The following is a 19,863-nucleotide window of genomic DNA, read 5'->3' on the forward strand; positions in this document are numbered from 1 at the left end:
AGAAGCCAATGTTCTTGATTAACGGGTGCAATATTAAACAATATTTTTAAATCCACAAACTCGTTTTGCTGCATATTTAAAGCAAAAACACAAACAATTTGTAAGTCAATACTTTAAATTTTCGATTCGAAAAAGCTTCAAGCTTTTCGCAGTAGCATATCCAATAAAATGATGGGGAAACGACAAAATATTGTTTTTTTTATAATAATTTCCTACTTTAACTCCTTATGTAGCGGGGACGAAGAAAAATTAGTGTTATGATTGATATTTTAAGACGTTATTCCTATTTATTTTTTGGCATTTTACTGTTATCCTGTAATAACGGAACATCGCACACCACCGAAAACAAAAACGAAAAAAATGAGCAGGAGTCCCCCGCTAAAAAAGAAACCATTCGCAACATTCTTTTTTTCGGCAATAGTCTGACAGCAGGCTATGGTTTAGATGATCCGCAAGAGGCTTTTCCCGCACTGATACAAGCAAAAATAGATTCCTTAGATCTACCCTACCATTGTATAAACGCAGGGCTGAGTGGAGAAACAAGTGCCGGAGGAAAAGAACGTATAGATTGGTTATTACAGCAACCTGTCGATATATTTGTATTGGAACTCGGTGCCAACGATGGACTGCGAGGTGTATCTCCAACATCCACCTATGAAAATCTAAGCGATATTGTAGAAAAAGTGCTGAAAGCAAACCCCGATTGCAAATTAGTACTTGCTGGAATGAAAGTGCCCCCTAGCATGGGGCAGGACTACTTCAACGAATTCGAAGCGCTGTTTCCTCGCCTAGCCAAACAATACAATATGGCTCTGGTACCTTTTCTGCTGGATAATGTGGCAGGTATAGGAGATTTAAATCAAGCAGATGCGGTGCACCCGACTGCCGAAGGACAAAAAATTCTGGCACATAATGTCTGGGCTGTTCTAGAACCCTTACTCTAAAAAACAACTATGTCATCCACTATTTTACAATTGGACCAAGTTTCTAAAAATTATAATCTTGGCAATACCGTCATCCCTATTTTAAAAAACATCAGCTTCGAGATCAATACCGGCGACACGGTATCCATAGTTGGGCCTTCAGGTAGTGGTAAAACAACTTTGCTAGGTTTATGTGCCGGTTTGGATCAATGCAGTGAAGGAACGATCACCTTGAACGGGATAAAACTCAACGGTCTTACGGAAGATCAATTGGCACAGGTACGCAATGAACATGTTGGATTCGTGTTCCAGAACTTCCAATTGCTCCCTACACTCACTGCACTCGAAAATGTACTGGTTCCCATGGAACTACGCGGCATGCGAAATATGAATGATAAGGCCATTGCTTTACTGGATCGCGTGGGCTTGTCAACAAGAGCTGGCCATTACCCATCACAACTATCCGGCGGAGAACAGCAACGCGTGTCTTTAGCTCGCGCATTTGCCAATAGTCCAAAGATATTGTTTGCAGACGAACCGACGGGAAACCTTGATGCAGAAACCAGCAAGGTGGTAGAAGATATGCTCTTTGAGCTCAACCGTGAATCAGGGACGACATTGGTCGTTGTTACCCACGATATGGAACTCGCGGCAAAAACACAACGTATAATCCCCATTAAAGGAGGAACGATAGCATGAATTGGCGATGGATTTTCTTGATGGCATGGCGTGATAGCCGAAAAAACCGCTCCAGGTTGTTGCTTTTTATTTCTTCCATTGTATTCGGTATCGCGGCACTGGTCGCTATGAAATCCTTTAACAAAAATCTAAAACGGGATATCGATAAGCAGGCGGCGCTACTTATCGGTGCCGATCTAGATTTACGGAGCACGCGAAAACCCGACAGTTCCACATTGGCTTTCATCGATTCCATCAAGAACTTAAGCGAGCAAATGGCAACTGAAGAGCGGTTTATGTCGATGATCCGTTTTCCAAAAGCCGATGGCTCGCGTTTAGTGCAAGTCCGTGCTTTAACAGGCGATTTTCCTTTCTATGGAAATTTGGAAACGCTACCGCATGACGCCTATAAACGGTTCGGAAAAGAGCCAGAAGTTCTTGTCGAGAAAACACTTCTGATACAGTATGGCGCCGAGGTGGGAGATTCAGTTCAACTGGGCATAAACGATTTCGTTGTCAGTGGAAACCTTGTGGCGCAACCAGGACAAACAGCCATGCGCGGCGCCATGGCCCCCACGGTATTTGTTCCTTTGGCACACCTTGAAAATAGTGGGCTGCAACAAACCGGAAGCCGGATCGAATACCATTACTATTTCAAATTCCCCTCCCAATTGCGGGCGGACGATTTTGTAGAACAACAGAAAGAACGCCTCTCACAGCTACAACTGCGCAGTGCCACGGTATCGACTACGAAAGAAAATACAGGACGTTCCTTCTCCGACATGGCTCATTTCATGGAGCTTGTCGGTTTCGTAGCGTTGCTATTGGGTTGTATCGGTGTCTCGAGTGCCGTCCACATTTATATTCGGGAAAAATTGGTATCGGTGGCCATACTGCGGTGTCTGGGAACGAGTTCGCGTCAAGCCTTTTTTATCTTTCTGGTGCAATTTGCATCCATCGGTTTAATAGGTGGCATATTAGGTGCTACGTTGGGAACACTAATCCAGTATGCGATTCCCATTGTTATGCAAGATATTGTCCCCGTTGCGCTGAGCAATCGAATATCCTTGAAAGCGATAACGGAGGGTATAGGCTTGGGATTAGTAATTTCCGTCCTGTTTGCTTTATTGCCTCTTATTTCCGTGAGACATATTTCTCCTTTACATTCATTACGGGTCAGCGATGAGCCCCAACCATTATGGAAAGACAGCCTGAGGTGGTGGATCTATTTATTGATATTGATTTTTATAATTGTATTTGCCCGTCTACAGCTGAATGAATGGACACAAACCTTATTTTTTATCTCGGGTTTAGGTCTTACATTTGCTCTCCTATACGGTGTGGCAAACGGCTTCATGTATTTAATCAGACGGTATTTTCCAAAAAAATGGCCGTATCTATGGAGACAGGGCCTATCCAATCTATACCGACCGAACAATCAAACGATTGTATTATTGATTTCGATTGGGTTAGGTACTGCCTTGATTGCAACCTTATTTTTCGTGCAGGATATGCTTTTGCAACGTGTGAAGATAGCATCAGCCGAAAACCAGGCCAACATGGTACTTTTTGATATCCAACCTCCACAACGCGATACCATTAAAAACATGACGCGCGAAGCAGGATTGCCTATTGTAGAGGATGTTCCGATTATCACCATGCAGCTCACGGCCATCAATGGTAAAAGGGCAAATGATTACCTATCGGATTCGACTTCAACTGTTTCCGCGAGATCGTTCAGGGGAGAAATCCGGGCTACCTTCCGAGATTCGCTCACGTTATCCGAGAAAGTGGCAGAAGGTCACTGGATAGGCAGTACAACACCGGGAGAAGTAGGACAAGTATCTTTGGAAAAAAGTTATGCGAACAGAATCGGCGTAGCGATTGGAGACAGTTTGCTGTTCAACGTACAGGGGGTTGAAATACCAGCCATAGTAAGCAGCTTTCGAGAAGTGGACTGGAACCGTTTTCAATCAAATTTTAGGGTGGTTTTTGCAAAAGGCAGTATTGACAACGCTCCAAAGTTTTATCTGATGATGACGCACGTTGACGACGAAAATCAATCAGCCACATTTCAGCAAGCGATTGTCAATCGCTTTCCCAATGTGTCCGTTATCGATATCAATACCGCTATTGATATTTTGGAGAGCCTGTTGCAAAGAATCGCCTTTGTCATCCAATTTATCGGCTCTTTTAGTATTCTGACCGGGCTTGTGGTTTTAATCGCGTCTGTAAGAATCAGTAAATATCAGCGTTTAAGAGAAAATGTGCTTTTGCGGACTATAGGCGCCAGCCGCCGTCAGGTATTTACGATAACAGCAAGCGAATATCTGCTGCTAGGTATACTGGCTTCAATTACCGGTATCATCATAGCACTTATTGCAAGTAATCTTTTGGGCATATTTATATTTGAAACGGTCTTTGCTCCTTCAATCGTCTTTATTTTCGTGCTGACAGTACTTGTTTCAACACTAACGGTCGGTATAGGCATAACCAACAGCCTATCGGTGCTGAACCGCGCTCCTTTGGAGGCGCTGCGGAAAGAATAACATATTTCTGCACAAACGCTATCGGTCTGGGGCTATAAAAGCACGCCACCCAATATCAGTGTAGCAATAGTGAAATAAATAATTAGTCCCGTAACATCCACCAACGTCGATACAAATGGTGCGGATGAACTTGCCGGATCTGCACCTAATCGACGAAGGATGAAAGGAAGCATCGAGCCGGTCAGAGAACCCCACATGACCACACCTACCAAGGATAAGCTGACTACTAATCCCACCAAAACCCAATATTCTCCATACGCATGAGCAAAAGCTTCCCATCCCGCAATACGGGCAAATCCTAAAGCACCTAATATCAACCCTAAGAATAATCCTGAAAGTATTTCGCGTTTCATTACCCGCCACCAATCCATCAACGTTACTTCCCCCATCGCCATCGCCTGGATAATCAACGTTGATGCTTGGGAACCACTATTTCCTCCACTAGACATAATCAAGGGCATCAGTGCCATCAGAAAAACGGCTTTCTCCAGCTGTCCTTCAAAATGCTCTATCACGGTCGCTGTCAACAATTGTCCTAAGAAAAGTACAATCAACCATCCCCCGCGCTTTTTTACCAAATGGAAGATAGAGACATCTAAATAAGGTTCATCTAACGCTTCCGTACCCCCAATACGTTGCATATCTTCGGTATATTCTTCGTTGGCTACCCAGAGAATATCATCGATCGTCACGATGCCCAACATAATATCCTGCTCGTCCACGACTGGAAGGGCAACCCGGTTATTCATCCGGAACACATTGACAGCTTCCTCTTGCGGATCGTCGGCATGCAATGATATCAACCGGTTGTCAATCAACTCATCAACCTTTGTATCCGGGTCTGATATAAGAATGTCCCGAATACGAAGGTCATCCATCAAACGACCTTCATTATCGATAACATATAATACGTCAATTGTCTCCGATGCATTACCATAGCGTCTTACGTGGTCTAACACCCGAGTGATAGTCCAATGAGGCTTCACGGTGATATAATCGGGCGTCATCAAACGTCCCACACTATCTTCGGGATAACCTAAAAGAGATAAAGCTTCTTTTCGCTCGTCTGGAGAAAGCATGATGATAAGATGCTTGACGACGTCACCTTTTAACTCACTAAAAAAGGACGTACGATCATCGGGAGGCATTTCGTTAATCAGCTCGCGGGCTTTATTCGCTGATAATTTTTTGAATATCCGTTCTTGCGTCGGGAAATCCAAGATACCGAAAACGCGGACAGCTCTGTTTATATTAAGCGTTTCTATAAATAGGGCGGCATGCTCTGGAAGACTGTCGATTAGTTCTTCGACGTCGGAAATGTTCTGCTCATTTAGAAAATCTTGCAGTTGGGAGATATCACCGGACTCAATCCAATTTTCCACAAGATCTATCTGCATTTCTAATTCTTCCATAAGCCCTCCTATTTAAATCCTACATTGGTATCAAATTATTTTTGTCGCAGCAAAAGTCGACTTTTTAGTTGGTAATAACAAAAAGTAGACGCAAGTGTTTATCGGGACATTTTCCGGTACCGATAAAATGACAATATGTCATCAACGAAAACAACTATTTTTTTTGCTGCCCCCACGCTGGAATGGATCATCAAAGTTTCCTTTACAATGTATGCGAAAGTCATTATTATCATCGGAAGCACAACCTCCGACCTAATTCAAATATCTCACGGACCCAGTGATGATTCTTCTCTCGACAACACCCTTTCAACTTTCCGCAATACATTTTTCGCCACTGATGAAAACAACATATTGATCATAGTGAAATCTAACAATTTTATCCTATCTTGCAGAGAAAATATAATGATTATTACCAAAAACATAAATGTACTTTGTTAACGTCATGACCTGTTAATAATCATAGAAAAATGTGTTTTTTCTAATATAAAAATACGATAATATAAAACATATATTTTATTAATTATCATAATATTAATTAAACCAAATAAAGTAAATATTTATAAATAAAGCTAAAAATAAGCTAAAAATTTTAGTATATAGATATAAAACCATAAATATAAATGAATAAACATATATATATCAGCATTTTATCATTATTGATATTATTAATAAATATACATACATCCAAAGGACAGATTATTGACAACGACCAAGCACATTCTTCTGTCAAATGGCGTCAGATTGATGCCGAAAATTTCCGTCTGCTTTTCCCAAGCACTTTTGAAAATACAGCGAAAAAGTTAGCGGAACAGCTCCCGAAAATACAGCAGGAAAGTCGCAAAAGTTTGCGGACCTCTCCTCCAAAAATAACATTCGTTTTACAAGGAAATCACCTTATGCAAAATGGTTTCGTACAACTTGCTCCCCGAAAATCCGAGTTGTTTGCTGTCCCCTCTTCCACTGCCGATAACCAAGAATGGCTGCCGAATTTAGCTTTACATGAACTTCGACACGTCGCCCAATTTGACAAATTGACAGGTAAATTGAAAGCCCCTTTTTTCGAACAACTCGCCTTCGCACTCTATGGATTGAACTTGCCCGCCTGGTATTTTGAAGGAGATGCGGTGCAGGTTGAAACGATGTATAGCGAAGGGGGACGTGGCCGACTTCCTTCATGGGAAATGCCGATACGCGCCAATATACTTTCTGGTAAATCATATGGCTTTAATAAGTACGTTTTAGGTTCCTTTAAGGATAATGTTCCGTCTTATTATACGATTGGTTTCTTCATGAGCAGCTACTTAACCAATCATCACGGCATTGCCAGCCACGAGAAAATACTGACCGATATGCGTGCCAAGTTACTACGTCCCTTCAATTTCCAACGAGCCGTGAAGTTAGTCTCCGGGAAAAAGCCAACCGGAATTTTTGACAACACCATCTTGGAACTAACAAAAAAATGGGAACAAGAATCGCCTATTTCACCAGACAAACCTAACCTGCCTACGAAAAACAGCCGGTATCCCAGCGATTATTTATTACCGCAAATGAATGGAGACCAAGAGCTATATGTACTTAAATCCTCTCCTACCGCAGTTAATGAAATCAAGCGTTTGGATAGTTTGGGGAATGAGACCGGTGTCGTCAAAACAGGCATACAAATAACACCTTATTTTCATCTTCGAAATAAGGAGATCGTTTGGGACGAATATCGCAAACACGCTCGATTTGGCAAACAAACGTACAATGTAATCAATGTATATGATACGGAAACCGGACGTACCAGAACACTGACAAAAGCATCCCGCTTTTACTCCCCTGCTTTTCATCCGACTCGTGATGAGATAGTCGTTGTTGAAGTAAATCCGGCAAACTTAAGCAGATTGGTTATACTCGATTCCAAAACAGGCGAAATACGAGATAGCGTTGCTGTTCCTAACGGAATGCATATACAACAGCCGAAATATGATACCTCCGGCGATAAAGTTGTGGCTATCGCCGTTACGGAACAGGGAACAAATCTAGTGGAATTTAACTTGATAACTAAAGAGCTTGATCTCGTCCTTCCATGGGGAAATCAGCAATTGGAACGTCCTTTTTATTATCATGACGATATTATTTTCAAAGCACACAACGACGGTGTTGATAACATTTATCTGTTTAATAGGGCTACAGGGCAACATAAATTGACAAATGCTGCGTATGGCGCATTCAACCCAGCAATTGCCACAAATGGATCACTATTATACAACGACTATCAATATAACGGATACAAACTTGCGCAGAAAGAAATAGCGCTTTCCACAACCCAACAGACTGAACATATCCGTCTCCCCTATATTTCTCCCACGTTGAAAGACATACAAAGAGACAGTTTATCGAGCGAACCAGTCTCTCCCATCGTTGTTAAAAAATATAATCCCAGCACGCATGCCATCAATTTTCATAGCCTGTCCATTAGCGGTACTAACTTTGAGAGTTTCGATAATTACATTCCGGGCATATTCTGGCTATCAAATGATATACTAAATACTACGCAGGTTAAACTCGGCTATGAATTTGACCCAGACATATCAAAAAGTCGCTACTCTGCGGAGGTTTCTTATAAGCGTTATTTCCCGGCATTCACCGTCCGATATATGAATAGAGGGATGGTCGGCAATGCTGTATCGGGGAATAACCCCAATAATATCATGATGTTTGATTACCGTGACCATCATGCAACCTTTGAAATGTCTATTCCACTCTCTATATACCGGCGCAATATGGTATACAGTTACGGTGTTAATTTTGGCACATCGTATACAAAGCGCTACAATACCAGTTTACAGTTGCAAAACTTCCAGGATGTCATTGCTTTCCCATTGAATTATCAAGTATATATCAATAGAAATAGCATGCGAAGTAAGATGGATCTGGCGCCACGTTGGGGGCAAAACTTCAGTATCACCTTTCGCCATCGCCCATTTACTACGGGTTCATCTGGAGAAGTACTATCGTTACGAACCAACTTCTATTTTCCGGGCTTGTGGACAAATCATAGCTTACAATTGCGGTTTGCTGCACAGAAGAATAGCGGTATATATTTAGGAACATATGATATTCCGATGGTTTCGGGATGGGGACATTTTAATTCGCCCATTGTCAAGAATACGGCGATGGCAAGCTACAGACTTCCCCTCTTCTATCCGGATTGGAGCATTGGTTCCCTCGCTTACATTAAACGTTTCCAAGGATTGTTATTTTCGGATTTCCAAAATGTGGACGAAAGCTTAGCTCCCAAAAGTTTTGGTATAGGGTTATCGGCTGACTTAAATGTATTCCGATACGTATTGCCTGATATCAATGTATCAACGAGACTCACATACATCAATGACAATACAGCATCTAACAAAATTGTCCCTACCTTTGGGTTTAGTTACAGTTATTAAAAATAATACGCCACCTATTAATTTAATATAAAAATAATATATTTATAACATTTTTGGCAAATGGCAGCCAAGGAAACATATTTAATTTTGTAACCAATTTATGTGATTAGATTTTGAATAAGTACGGTTCATATTCAGATTTAGAACTTGTAACGGAGCTCCAAAAAGGGGATCAAGCCGCTTATACGGAAATCTATCATCGGTTCAAGATTCCCCTTTATACTTTTTTATGGCGCCGGATACATGATAAAGAACTTGTGACCGACATCTTGCACGATGTTTTTTTAGCTATTTGGGAAAAACGGGAACAAATCCGTTATGATACTTCCTTATCAGGCTATCTTTTCTCTGCCGTGCGGAATAAACTCTTAGATACTATCGCGCACGAAAAGGTTAAACAACGTTATATCGACAGTTTCTATGAATTTATCCATATTGCGGACATGTCAGCCGACGATTTGGTCCGTTCCAAAGAGATGTCCCAGCTTATCGCAACGGAAATATCAGCCCTTCCACCAAAAACCCGAGAGGTGTTTGAGCTAAGTAGACAGTATAACCTTAGCCGAAAAGAAATAGCGCAACAACTAGGTATATCGGAGCAAACAGTGAAAAGCCACATGTTTAACGCGCTAAAAACACTAAAACTAAAACTGGGTTCTTTTCTTTTTTTATTTTTTTTATAATTTCTTCTAACCCTTTTATCCGCCATTCCCGTCTACCTTATAAAACCATATAAACAAGGTACATGGATAAAACAGATATCAAAGAGCTGTTTGCACGCTATAAGGCAGGACGCTGTACGGACGAAGAGATTCAACTGCTCCATAAATGGCTTATGGACGGCCAATTTGAATCATCTGACATACCAGAAGAAGCTATATTGGAAGATTTAAAACAACTGGAAGCATCACTACCGCTAAAACAACCACAAAAAACCTATAGCTTACGTCACATCATCGGATATGCAGCCTCACTATTGTTTATATTTGGATTAGGCTATTACGTCTATACGGCATTCTTATCTAGCAATGAAAATCTGGAACAACATAGTGAAATCGCATTATTGGCACCCGGCTCTAACAAAGCCTTATTAAAGCTGGCCGATGGTTCGTCCATACCTTTAGACATAGCCGAAAGAGATAGCATTATGCATATCGACGGTTCCACCGTACAACTGAATAGTACCGGACAGTTAGTTTATTTATCAGAAGAAGAAGAAATCATAAAAAATCATGAGGTTATCACACCCATGGGAGGGCAATATGAAGTTATTCTTCCTGATGGTACGCATGTGTGGCTAAATTCCTCTTCTCAGTTACGTTTCACCAACACCTTCAAAACGCTTCCGGAGCGTCGGGTCGAGCTGGAAGGCGAAGCCTATTTTAAAGTTTCGAGAAATGTCAGCCAGCCGTTTATTGTTACCGTCCGCGGACAAGAAATAAAGGTACTGGGCACAGAGTTTAATGTAAACGCTTACCAAGAAAACCACTATGTAAAAGCCAGTTTAGTAGAAGGTTCCGTACTATTTAATCAGAAACAATTAAAACCGGGACAATCCGCTATATACGGTAACAACAAGACCTTAATACGGGATGAAAACATGGACGATATCGTCGCCTGGAAAAACGGCTATTTTGTATTCTTTGAAGAACCACTGGAAGAGGCTATGAAAAAAGTAAGCCGGTGGTATGATTTAGACGTTTCATTTACCGACCAAGAAACAAAATCTATCTTGTTTGGCGGTAGTATATCGAAATATGAAAATGCCCGGGAGGTTTTTAAGATGATAGAAAAAGCAGCCAGTAATGTAAAAATAGACGTGCAGGGCAGAACGGTGACAATAACCAAAATACAAACCAATAAATAGGAGGAAAATTATGATAAAATGACGTCTAAAGAATAACAAATTGGGAGTGCTGGAACCACCCCCAATTCACGTTATCTAATTGCAAACTAAAATGTTTAACCGATTTAATTTTAATCAGACTATCAAATGTATAAAATTTATACGACAATCACGTGTTGGCGATATACCACATTTTATAAGCACTTTATAAGATATATCGACCAATTTGGCATCCATGTTTTTAAAAGGAAACTAATCATGCGACTGAACCTTGTGTCTTTGCTTATTTTAGTAAGTTTCGTGCATGTCTTCGCCACTGGCCATGCACAAGAATTCTCATTTAGAGCATCTGCCCCTTCCGCAGAACGTATCTTCAGCGAAGTCCGAAAGCAAACGGGATACACCGTTTTATATTCGGGACTATCGTTGAAAGGAGTCACATTTTCGAATATTAATTTCGAAAAAACACCATTGAAAAATGTATTATCACACCTATCTGAAGCTAAAGGCTGGGCGTACGAAATCGATGGCAAAACTATCATCCTACGACAAAGGAAACGAACCGCATCCGCTAATTCTTCAAACGCGGGAATACAAGATCCCGTACATGGTGTGGTACAAAATTCTTCGGGCGAGCTATTGGCCGGTGCCACTATACGGATCAAGGGCCAAAATACCCCCACTGCTGGAACAGACGCAGATGGTAGCTTTTCTATTTTAGCTGCGCCGGGACAGATCCTTATCATCAATATGATTGGATATCTACCAAAAGAAATAGCTATAGAATCTCAGAAACAGCTACAGATTATTTTAGAATCTGATTTTGTAGGCGTAGAAGAAGTTGTCGTACTAGGGTTTGGTCAGACACAGAAAAAAATTGCTCAGACAGGTTCTACCGCGTCCATTTCAAACAAAGAACTGATGCAAAGTCCTGTCAGCAACATCACCAATGCTTTAGCGGGGCGACTTCCGGGATTGATAGCGATTCAACGCTCGGGGGAACCCGGTCGTGATCGCTCTGACCTATATATCCGTGGTGTCGCGACACTGAATAGTGCAGCACCACTTGTCACCATTGACGGAGTACAAAAAGAATATTCCGCCATTACTACATTAGACCCAAATGAAATTGAAAATATTACTATCCTGAAAGATGCATCCGCTACTGCACTTTACGGTGTCAAAGGGGCAAACGGGGTTATTATCGTCACCACGAAACGCGGCACGGCAGGTAAACCTACTATAGCAGCGCGTTCACAAACCGCTATCCAAACACCGACCAGAATACCGCGTTTTTTAGACTCATATGGTTTTGCGACGTTATATAATGAAGCTTATCGCAACGATAATCCTACATCAGGTACTGTCCCCTATTCAGAAGAAGCCCTAGAGGCATATAGAACGGGTTCCGATCCGTTACTTTATCCGAATGTAGATTGGGCAAAAGAAGTGATGACCAATTCGATGAGCTCACAGACAAACTTTAGTATGAGCGGCGGAAGTGAACGGGCGCGATACTTTGTCAATATGGGTTACATGTACCAAGATGGTTTATATAAAACGGAGCCAAATGAATTGTATAACAACAATTTTGAGATGAAACGTTACAATTTCAGAAGTAATGTGGATCTTGATTTTGACGACGATTTATCTTTAGCGCTCAATCTATATGGCGCCATCGAAGATCGTAATTACCCCAATGTTTCATCAGCCAATATGTTCGGTGCTTATATTTCCCGTATTCCACCGAACGCCTTCCCCGTTCGCTATCCTACTGGCTTTTGGGGCTTGCATCCTACTGGATATAGCAACCCGCTTCATCGGATAAACAGCACGGGATTTACGCAGGAATTTAATTCCTCTCTCTCGGGAATGGCGACCTTGACACGTAAGCTCAACTTTATTACGGAAGGCTTATCGGTCAAGGGAAATTTTTCATTTGACGGTTACTTTCGGAATAATTTTACCCGTCGCATGGATGTACGGTTAGCTGTATATAATGGAAGCGGAGATTACAACGATCCAACTAATTATGTATATAGAGGTCAAGATCTACCCCTAAGCGCTCCTACTTCTACCTATGGGCAGAACCGAGACGTTTGGTTAGATATGAGTTTAAATTATCACCGTACATTCGGGGATCATACTTTCACCGGTTTGTTGCTTGCCAATAGACAACAAAAAATTCTGGGAGGCCAAATTCCATTTGTCTCTCAAGGTTTAGTAGGCCGTATAGCGTATGATTATCAGAGTCGTATTTTTGCCGAGTTTAATGCTGGATATAATGGTACCGACAACTTTGCTAAAGCCAACCGCTATGGCTTCTTCCCAGCGGTATCACTAGGATGGGTTGCAATACAGGATCATCCAGTTATCAATTTACTGAAGTTACGGGGTTCATCCGGTATAACCGGAAATGATCAGCTCACTGTGACCGACAGACGCTGGCTTTTCATTGAGGAATTTCTGGACGGGAGCGGTTATAGTTTTGGTGAAACACTGGCAAACATAGAGGGTATCGCAGAAGGTCCGCTTGCCAACCCACTCGTTTCATGGGAAACCGCATGGCGCTCCAACATAGGTTTTGAATTAAATTTATTTAACTCCCGGTTATTCAGTACCACTATCGATTTGTTTTATGAAAAGAGAGACGATATGCTCGTCTTACCCCAAAGTATTCCTTATATGAGCGGAGTACCCGCTTCCAATCTTCCTCCAGCCAATTTTGGAAAAACAGAGAATAAAGGTTTTGAAATTGAAATCAAGCATGCTCATCATATTGGCGAGGTCAATTATTTCATAAATGCCAACACTTCGTTTGCGCGGAATAAAATCTTGGAAATGGATGAGGAAACTCGTGCTTACCCAAACCTCTTCCGTACCGGGCAACGTATAGGACAGGAATTCGGACTTAAGGCGATTGGGTTTTTCGAAAGCGAAGAAGATATTATAAACAGCAGACAACAAACATTTGGAAGAGTGGTTCCCGGTGATTTAAAATACTACGACACGAATGGCGATGGTATCATCGACAATAATGATGTCATGCCTATCGGAAAAAGTACTATTCCAGAGATGATGTTTGGTTTTTCAGGAGGCATCGATTATAAGGGTTTTGACTTCAGCTTCTTGCTACAGGGTGCATCTGGCTTCACTTATACACGCGAATTGGAAACAGCGTATGAGTTTTACAACGGTGGAAAGGTCATGGAAATGCATCTAGGCCGATGGACGCCCGAAACGGCGTCTACTGCCACTTATCCGGTATTGCATTCCGAATTTAGTGATAACAACCACCGTAAATCCTCCTTTTTTGTCCGTAAAGGTGATTATCTCCGTTTAAAAAACATGGAGATAGGCTACACCTTCCGCAACATTAATCTTTTTGACAAAAAAAGGCTAAATAATGTTCGATTGTATACAAATGGAATGAATTTATTTACCTGGGATAAGACGGAAGGAGACTTTGATCCCGAATCTCCTGGAGGTAGATATTGGACATACCCGCAAGTGAAGATATTTAATTTTGGTATATCTACAAATTTTTAACCCATGAAGAGACTTATTTTTATATTCACGATCCTATTCTTATACGGATGTGACGTTGATAAATATTTGGATAAAGCGGAATCCGGAGGAATGACATTGGATGAAGTCTTTGGCAGTTATGCATTGGCTGAACGCTATCTGTCGAATATCTATAGCAAATTACCCGTAGACTATACGAACAAATACACCAATGCGTCGGACGATTCAGAAAGCCCACACGGAACAGCTGGCGAAAATCAAATCAACAACGGGGTGTTTTCACCCGCAAGCAACCCTTTTAACAACTGGACAGCAAGTTATCAAGCGATACGGGCAGCCAACATCTTTTTACAGAATGCCGATCGTATTCCAGTGGTCAACGAAAACCAGAATACGGGAAAACCGAGGATGATTGGTGAAGCGATCTTTTTACGAGCTTATTTTTATGCCGAACTGTTTAGAAGATGGGGAGGCATACCGATATTGACTGAACCTCTGGAAATCAATGAGAACATGCAAATTCCGAGAAATACGGCTACTGAGGTGGTGAAATTTATTACAGACGAATGTGATAAAGCGGCCGATTTATTGGATATTGAACATCCTGCTATTCATTTGGGACGAGCCACCAAAGGAGCGGCTTTAGCACTCAAATCCCGTGTGTTATTACATTTCGCTAGTTCTTTACATAATCCCTCTAGCGATGCACAGGTATGGCAACGAGCCGCGGATGCTGCTAAAGAGGTAATAGACCTCAATTATTATCAATTGCACGCGAATTACAAAAACCTGTTTCATACCCGTGTTTCAAGAGAAATTATTTTTCAACGCACTTCCAACTATACCGATTTTACTTTGCAAACCTTTGTCCCGTCCCATGGCGGACAAGTTGGTATCACACCGCTGCAAAATTTAGTGGATATGTATGAAATGACCAACGGCGAACTCCCTTTCCTGGAGGAAAACCCCGGAATTTCTCCTACCATTAATCCAGCGTCAGGTTATAATCCCGATAATCCGTATGTTAATAGAGATCCACGCTTTTATATGTCCATCTTATATAACGGATCGACTTGGCGACAGGAATCGGTTTATACCTATGTAGGCGCATCGCAAGATGGTATAGGCGGCGGATTCAATAATACGACGACGGGCTATTATCTGGCAAAACTCGTTGACCAAAATGCAAGCCGTATTCCAACCGTACAAAACGGAACCTATTATTGGATTTATTTCCGTTATGCAGAGGTGTTATTGAACTACGCTGAGGCATTAAATGAAGCCTTAAATGCCCCCAATACAGAGATATATAATACAATAAACAGTATACGCAGCAGACCGGGAGTAGAAATGCCTCCATTACCATCCGGACTGTCGAAAGCGGATATGCGAAAGCGCATCAGAAATGAACGGAGAATAGAACTGGCTTTTGAAGGACACCGCTTTTTTGATGTGAAACGCTGGCGAATAGGAGCACAAGTCGTTCCAAATGCTTATGGTATGCGCGCGGTAAACAATAGTGATGGCACCTACACCTATACTCGTTTTTTAGTAGAAAACCGCGTATACCCGAGTCATTTCGATTTGTTTCCGATTATGCAGACGGAATTGAACAGGAATACAGCGCTAGAACAAAATCCAAATTATTAAGACATGAATAGAAGACAATTTTTATATGCAGTTGGTGCTACGAGCATTTTTCTAGCTTGTGGCAAGGGCAATGACACCGATATTCTACCGGATGAAGAAGAGGAAGTACTTTTTCGCTTTGCAATAGCTTCTGATTTACATTACGGTGAAATGAATACCGATTATGCTATGCATACACGCAATTTTGTCTCTGCTTTTAGAAGTTTCCATAAAACAAATCCATGTGCATTTCTGGTATTAAACGGCGATATTATACACGATGATCCTCGCTTTTTACCAGAAGCTTATGATGCGTTAAAAGATGTGCATGAAAAACTATATGTAACGCAGGGAAACCATGACCGCGTATCCGATAGCGTGTGGCTAGACACGTGGAAACAGGCTGTCAATTCGGATTTTACGATCGATGATATGGCTTTTATTTTCGGCACCACTTCAGACGTTTTTGGTTCATTAAAATGTCCTGATCTAGATTTTCTAAGAACCTCATTGGAAAAGTATAAAAACAAAAAACATGTGTTTATTTTCTGGCATATACATCCACATAGCCCTTCTATGGGTTGCACAGAAAACGTCAAGGAAGTTTTAAAGGATTATACAAACGTTAGGGCAGTATTCAATGGTCATGATCATAATGAAGAAGGTATTCGAAACATCGAAAAGATTCCTTACATGTTTGACGGACGTCTGGGAGGCAGTTGGGGTTCCTTTGACCGAAACTTCCGAATAATAGAGATAACAAAAAGTGAAATTATTACGTATCTCATGACTCCCTTAACAAGAAAAATGCTTAACAAATTTAATGTTTAAAAAATGAAAGGTTTATATATCAGTATATACATTATTTGGGGTTTTCTGCTCTTTTCTTGCAAGCAGGAAGGTTTCCAAAAAAGCGAACAAAATCCTGCGGACTACGCGAAGTTAGTCCGGATTTCAGAATTAGTTTATCTGTATGAATTAGACAATAGTAAGTCGTTTGCAGAACCCTTATATATGGAAGCAACTGTAAATGGTGTGGACAATAGATCGATACATGTCCAAGATGGATCTGATGTCGCAATTCGCATCTTTACAAATAATGCGTCCGCGTTTAATGTTAACGATTTGGTACGTGTAAAAGTCGGCGGAGAATCACTTATCTTGGACAATGCACATTATGTCCTAAGCACTTCCTCAGAAATAGCCGCCATAGGCTTTGGGTCCGGCAGTTTTTCAACAGTTACATTAGAAAATTTGACAACAGACATTCATAAATTCACCTCAAAAGTTGTCAATATAAACGATGTCGTTTTTAAGCAAAAAGAGGAAACGGGAGAAGTCACTTCTTATTTAATAAATCAAGACATTGCACCCGATTTAAAATTTTGGGTCAATATTCCCGTAGCATTGGGTTATGACATGCCTATGTCTATAAGCTCAGCTCGAGGCTTTGTGGTATATGAAAGCGGAAATGTATACATCAATGTCCGCACACAGGACGATATCCAAGAGGTCTATGTCGAGCCAACCATGATAGAAAAATTGTTAAATAACAGTACACTTATTCGTAATGTGGTTCAAAGTACAGAAGAGGAAATTGCTCCGGGTGTAAAAATGGGTGCTATGTCTTATATCAATAATTCGACTGGTGTCCTTGCTTCGTGTACCGTTCTGGAAGCTGATTTAAATAATCCAAAAGTGCGGGTTGAAGGCGGAAGTCCTAATGACGTCGGACCTCCATATACTGCTTTGCAGAACTTGACCGTCATGGCTACCCATAAAAACAACCGTTATTCAAGTACTGATTGGCGTGTATTGGCAGCAATTACTGGCGATATACAACAGGGAGCAGCACCTTCTTTTGTGGTGCGTGGACCAGTGGTGCGCTATGGTGCCGTTTTGTCAAATGAATTTTGGGATCCCACACATTATTTCTTTGGCATAAAGAAAAATGAGGGTACTCCCCTTATTGGTAACAGAACAGAATTTGAACAAATGAAAGATAATTTGGAACATGCCGTGGGCGGTATTGTATTGCTACAGAATGGTGAAATTCCTAGTCTCGCAGGAAATAGTGATGCGCGAGCGGCAATAGGTTATTCGGCAAACAACAAAGTTTATTTGTTTGTAGGAAACGGACGACATGAAAGTGTCGGAAATGGTTATACCCGCAGGGAAATTGCAGAACTTTTAAAAGCTCTGGGTTGTGAAGGTGGTCTTTATCTGATGGAAGGCGGTGCCTCTGTCGGTATTCTTGAAGATACAAATAGTGGTTCATATAAACCTTTTTCACGTACACATGCTACAAATCCTGATCATAACCCGCCGTTGGCTTCATCTTGGATGATCGTCACTGAGAGGGATTAGGATATTTAAATATCTCTAGGGGCAACCACAAAGGTTGTCCCTTATTTGCAATACGCTTCATTATGAAAAATAAATTTGTCTGTGGAATATGTCTTTGCTTGTGGATAATACAAGGAGCTGCCCAAGCTCAAATTCGACAATATTACCATAAAGATCCCCAAAGCCTCTTGGAAGATCAAAGTACAATTATACTTGATCACGTCTATAAAACATTGGACAGATATCCACCTGATACACTGTATACAAACGAAAGAAAATTAGCACTTTTTTCTTTAGATGGCATAATGCATGACACACGTATGGATACTTCGATGACACTTAAAAATTATTTTAAATACGTTTTAGATCGAGTCATCGATTCTTTGCAATCGAATAAGACAGCGACAGGGATACGGATTTTTAAGGTCTACAATCACGGGTTTATTATCCAGAGTGAATCCGTAACTATTGCCATTGATCTAGTCGGAAGCAGCCGTCATTGGTATATTGACGACAGCCAGATACAAAAGCTAATTGATCTATCGGATGTTCTTTTCGTTACGCATCGACACGGAGACCATGCAGATGCCGCAGTGGCGGATATGTTTGCCAAACAAGAGAAAAAAGTCATCGTTCCTACTGGATTGTGGGAGGAAAAATCCAGCAATTACATTCACTTAAGAGATTCTTCCGCTACAATAACTAAAGATATTGTATTGGGCAATAGCAAGCAATTAAAAATTAAGGTTTTCCCTGGACACCAAGATAATGTACCCAATAATATCTATGCTATTACAACTCCCGAAAATTTGACCGTTATGCACACCGGCGATCAAGCAAACAAAAATGACCGTTCTTGGATTAGAGAGTTGAGAAACGAAGTAGAGACAGATGTACTGCTCCTCCACTGCTGGATGCCCAACTTGGAAGAAGCAATAAACAGTATAAATCCACGGCTAATCATCACTGGACATGAAAATGAATTGCAGCATTCCATCGACCATCGCGAACCTTACTGGTTGACGTTTAACAAAATGAAAAGCATAACCACTCCTTATGTTATCATGGCCTGGGGAGAATATTATCATTATAAATAGATTTATTAATTTGATACTTTCGTATATTGGAATATACTTATTATATGCACAAAAAAGTAGTAACAGACCCCATATTCCCCTACGGAATTGCAATAACGAGGAACGTTTTTATTAGTACGCGGAGGTAATTCACAAGAACGACGATCATCTTTGTAATCCTTCCGACCATCTTTGCCGCAAAGAAAAACGGAAACACGATATAGAGGTACGGAAATGTGACATTTCCGTACCTCTATGTTCAAAAGTCTAACAACATGATTAACCAGAAGCCACGAATAAACGTCAAGAGGGACGAATAGAACATTTTTCTATCGCAGTTACTAGCTTAAGAGGCACCTATCTGCTCTTCAGAAGGACGGAAATGCATCGTCTTTGTGCAATGTCAGCCACAAGAGGCACAACAATGACGTGAAGAAGTACTGGG

12 protein-coding genes are annotated in these 19,863 nt (G+C 41.1%); 11 read left to right on the forward strand and 1 reads right to left on the reverse strand.

Annotation, left to right across the window (positions count from 1 at the left end):
- The first annotated feature begins 257 nt into the window (after positions 1 to 257).
- From H8B21_RS15870 to H8B21_RS15880, 3 genes are read left to right on the forward strand one after another with little or no spacing between them, the layout of a single operon-like run.
- Positions 258 to 944, forward strand: coding sequence for an arylesterase (locus tag H8B21_RS15870; RefSeq protein ID WP_190314708.1), 687 nt, complete (start codon positions 258 to 260; stop codon positions 942 to 944).
- A gap of 9 nt (positions 945 to 953) precedes the next feature.
- Positions 954 to 1,622: an ABC transporter ATP-binding protein gene (locus H8B21_RS15875; protein ID WP_190314709.1), complete on the forward strand. Its 669-nt coding sequence runs from the start codon at positions 954 to 956 to the stop codon at positions 1,620 to 1,622.
- On the forward strand, positions 1,619 to 4,150 hold the full coding sequence (locus H8B21_RS15880) for an ABC transporter permease (protein WP_190314710.1): 2,532 nt from the start codon (positions 1,619 to 1,621) through the stop codon (positions 4,148 to 4,150). The genes H8B21_RS15875 and H8B21_RS15880 overlap by 4 nt, the downstream gene beginning before the upstream one ends.
- A gap of 32 nt (positions 4,151 to 4,182) precedes the next feature.
- Here the strand turns inward: H8B21_RS15880 and mgtE are convergent, their stop codons facing one another.
- Positions 4,183 to 5,562, reverse strand: coding sequence for a magnesium transporter (gene mgtE / locus H8B21_RS15885; RefSeq protein WP_190314711.1), 1,380 nt, complete (start codon positions 5,560 to 5,562; stop codon positions 4,183 to 4,185).
- Between the two features lie 620 nt (positions 5,563 to 6,182).
- Here mgtE and H8B21_RS15890 point away from each other — a divergent pair.
- From H8B21_RS15890 to H8B21_RS15925, 8 genes are all read left to right on the forward strand, one after another.
- Positions 6,183 to 8,993 carry a hypothetical protein gene (locus H8B21_RS15890; RefSeq protein ID WP_190314712.1) on the forward strand — a complete coding sequence of 937 codons (2,811 nt, stop codon included), beginning with the start codon at positions 6,183 to 6,185 and terminating at the stop codon, positions 8,991 to 8,993.
- A 113-nt stretch (positions 8,994 to 9,106) separates the two neighbouring features.
- On the forward strand, positions 9,107 to 9,676 hold the full coding sequence (locus tag H8B21_RS15895) for an RNA polymerase sigma factor (RefSeq protein ID WP_165295746.1): 570 nt from the start codon (positions 9,107 to 9,109) through the stop codon (positions 9,674 to 9,676).
- Between the two features lie 62 nt (positions 9,677 to 9,738).
- A complete protein-coding gene (locus H8B21_RS15900; RefSeq protein ID WP_190314713.1) occupies positions 9,739 to 10,860 on the forward strand; it encodes a FecR family protein in 1,122 nt (373 codons plus the stop codon).
- Positions 10,861 to 11,097: 237 nt separating this feature from the next.
- Positions 11,098 to 14,388, forward strand: coding sequence for a SusC/RagA family TonB-linked outer membrane protein (locus tag H8B21_RS15905; RefSeq protein WP_190314714.1), 3,291 nt, complete (start codon positions 11,098 to 11,100; stop codon positions 14,386 to 14,388).
- Between the two features lie 3 nt (positions 14,389 to 14,391).
- Positions 14,392 to 16,017 (forward strand): RagB/SusD family nutrient uptake outer membrane protein, encoded by a 1,626-nt coding sequence (locus H8B21_RS15910; protein ID WP_165295743.1) that lies wholly within the window; start codon positions 14,392 to 14,394, stop codon positions 16,015 to 16,017.
- Positions 16,018 to 16,020: 3 nt separating this feature from the next.
- Positions 16,021 to 16,827: a metallophosphoesterase family protein gene (locus tag H8B21_RS15915; RefSeq protein ID WP_165295742.1), complete on the forward strand. Its 807-nt coding sequence runs from the start codon at positions 16,021 to 16,023 to the stop codon at positions 16,825 to 16,827.
- 3 nt (positions 16,828 to 16,830) lie between these two features.
- Entirely contained in the window at positions 16,831 to 18,363 is a 1,533-nt protein-coding gene (locus H8B21_RS15920) for a phosphodiester glycosidase family protein (RefSeq protein WP_190314715.1), read from the forward strand.
- Positions 18,364 to 18,425: 62 nt separating this feature from the next.
- Positions 18,426 to 19,439: an MBL fold metallo-hydrolase gene (locus H8B21_RS15925; protein ID WP_190314716.1), complete on the forward strand. Its 1,014-nt coding sequence runs from the start codon at positions 18,426 to 18,428 to the stop codon at positions 19,437 to 19,439.
- Positions 19,440 to 19,863 lie beyond the last annotated feature (424 nt).

It is taken from the genome of Sphingobacterium chuzhouense, assembly GCF_014692525.1.
Lineage (GTDB): Bacteria > Bacteroidota > Bacteroidia > Sphingobacteriales > Sphingobacteriaceae > Sphingobacterium > Sphingobacterium chuzhouense.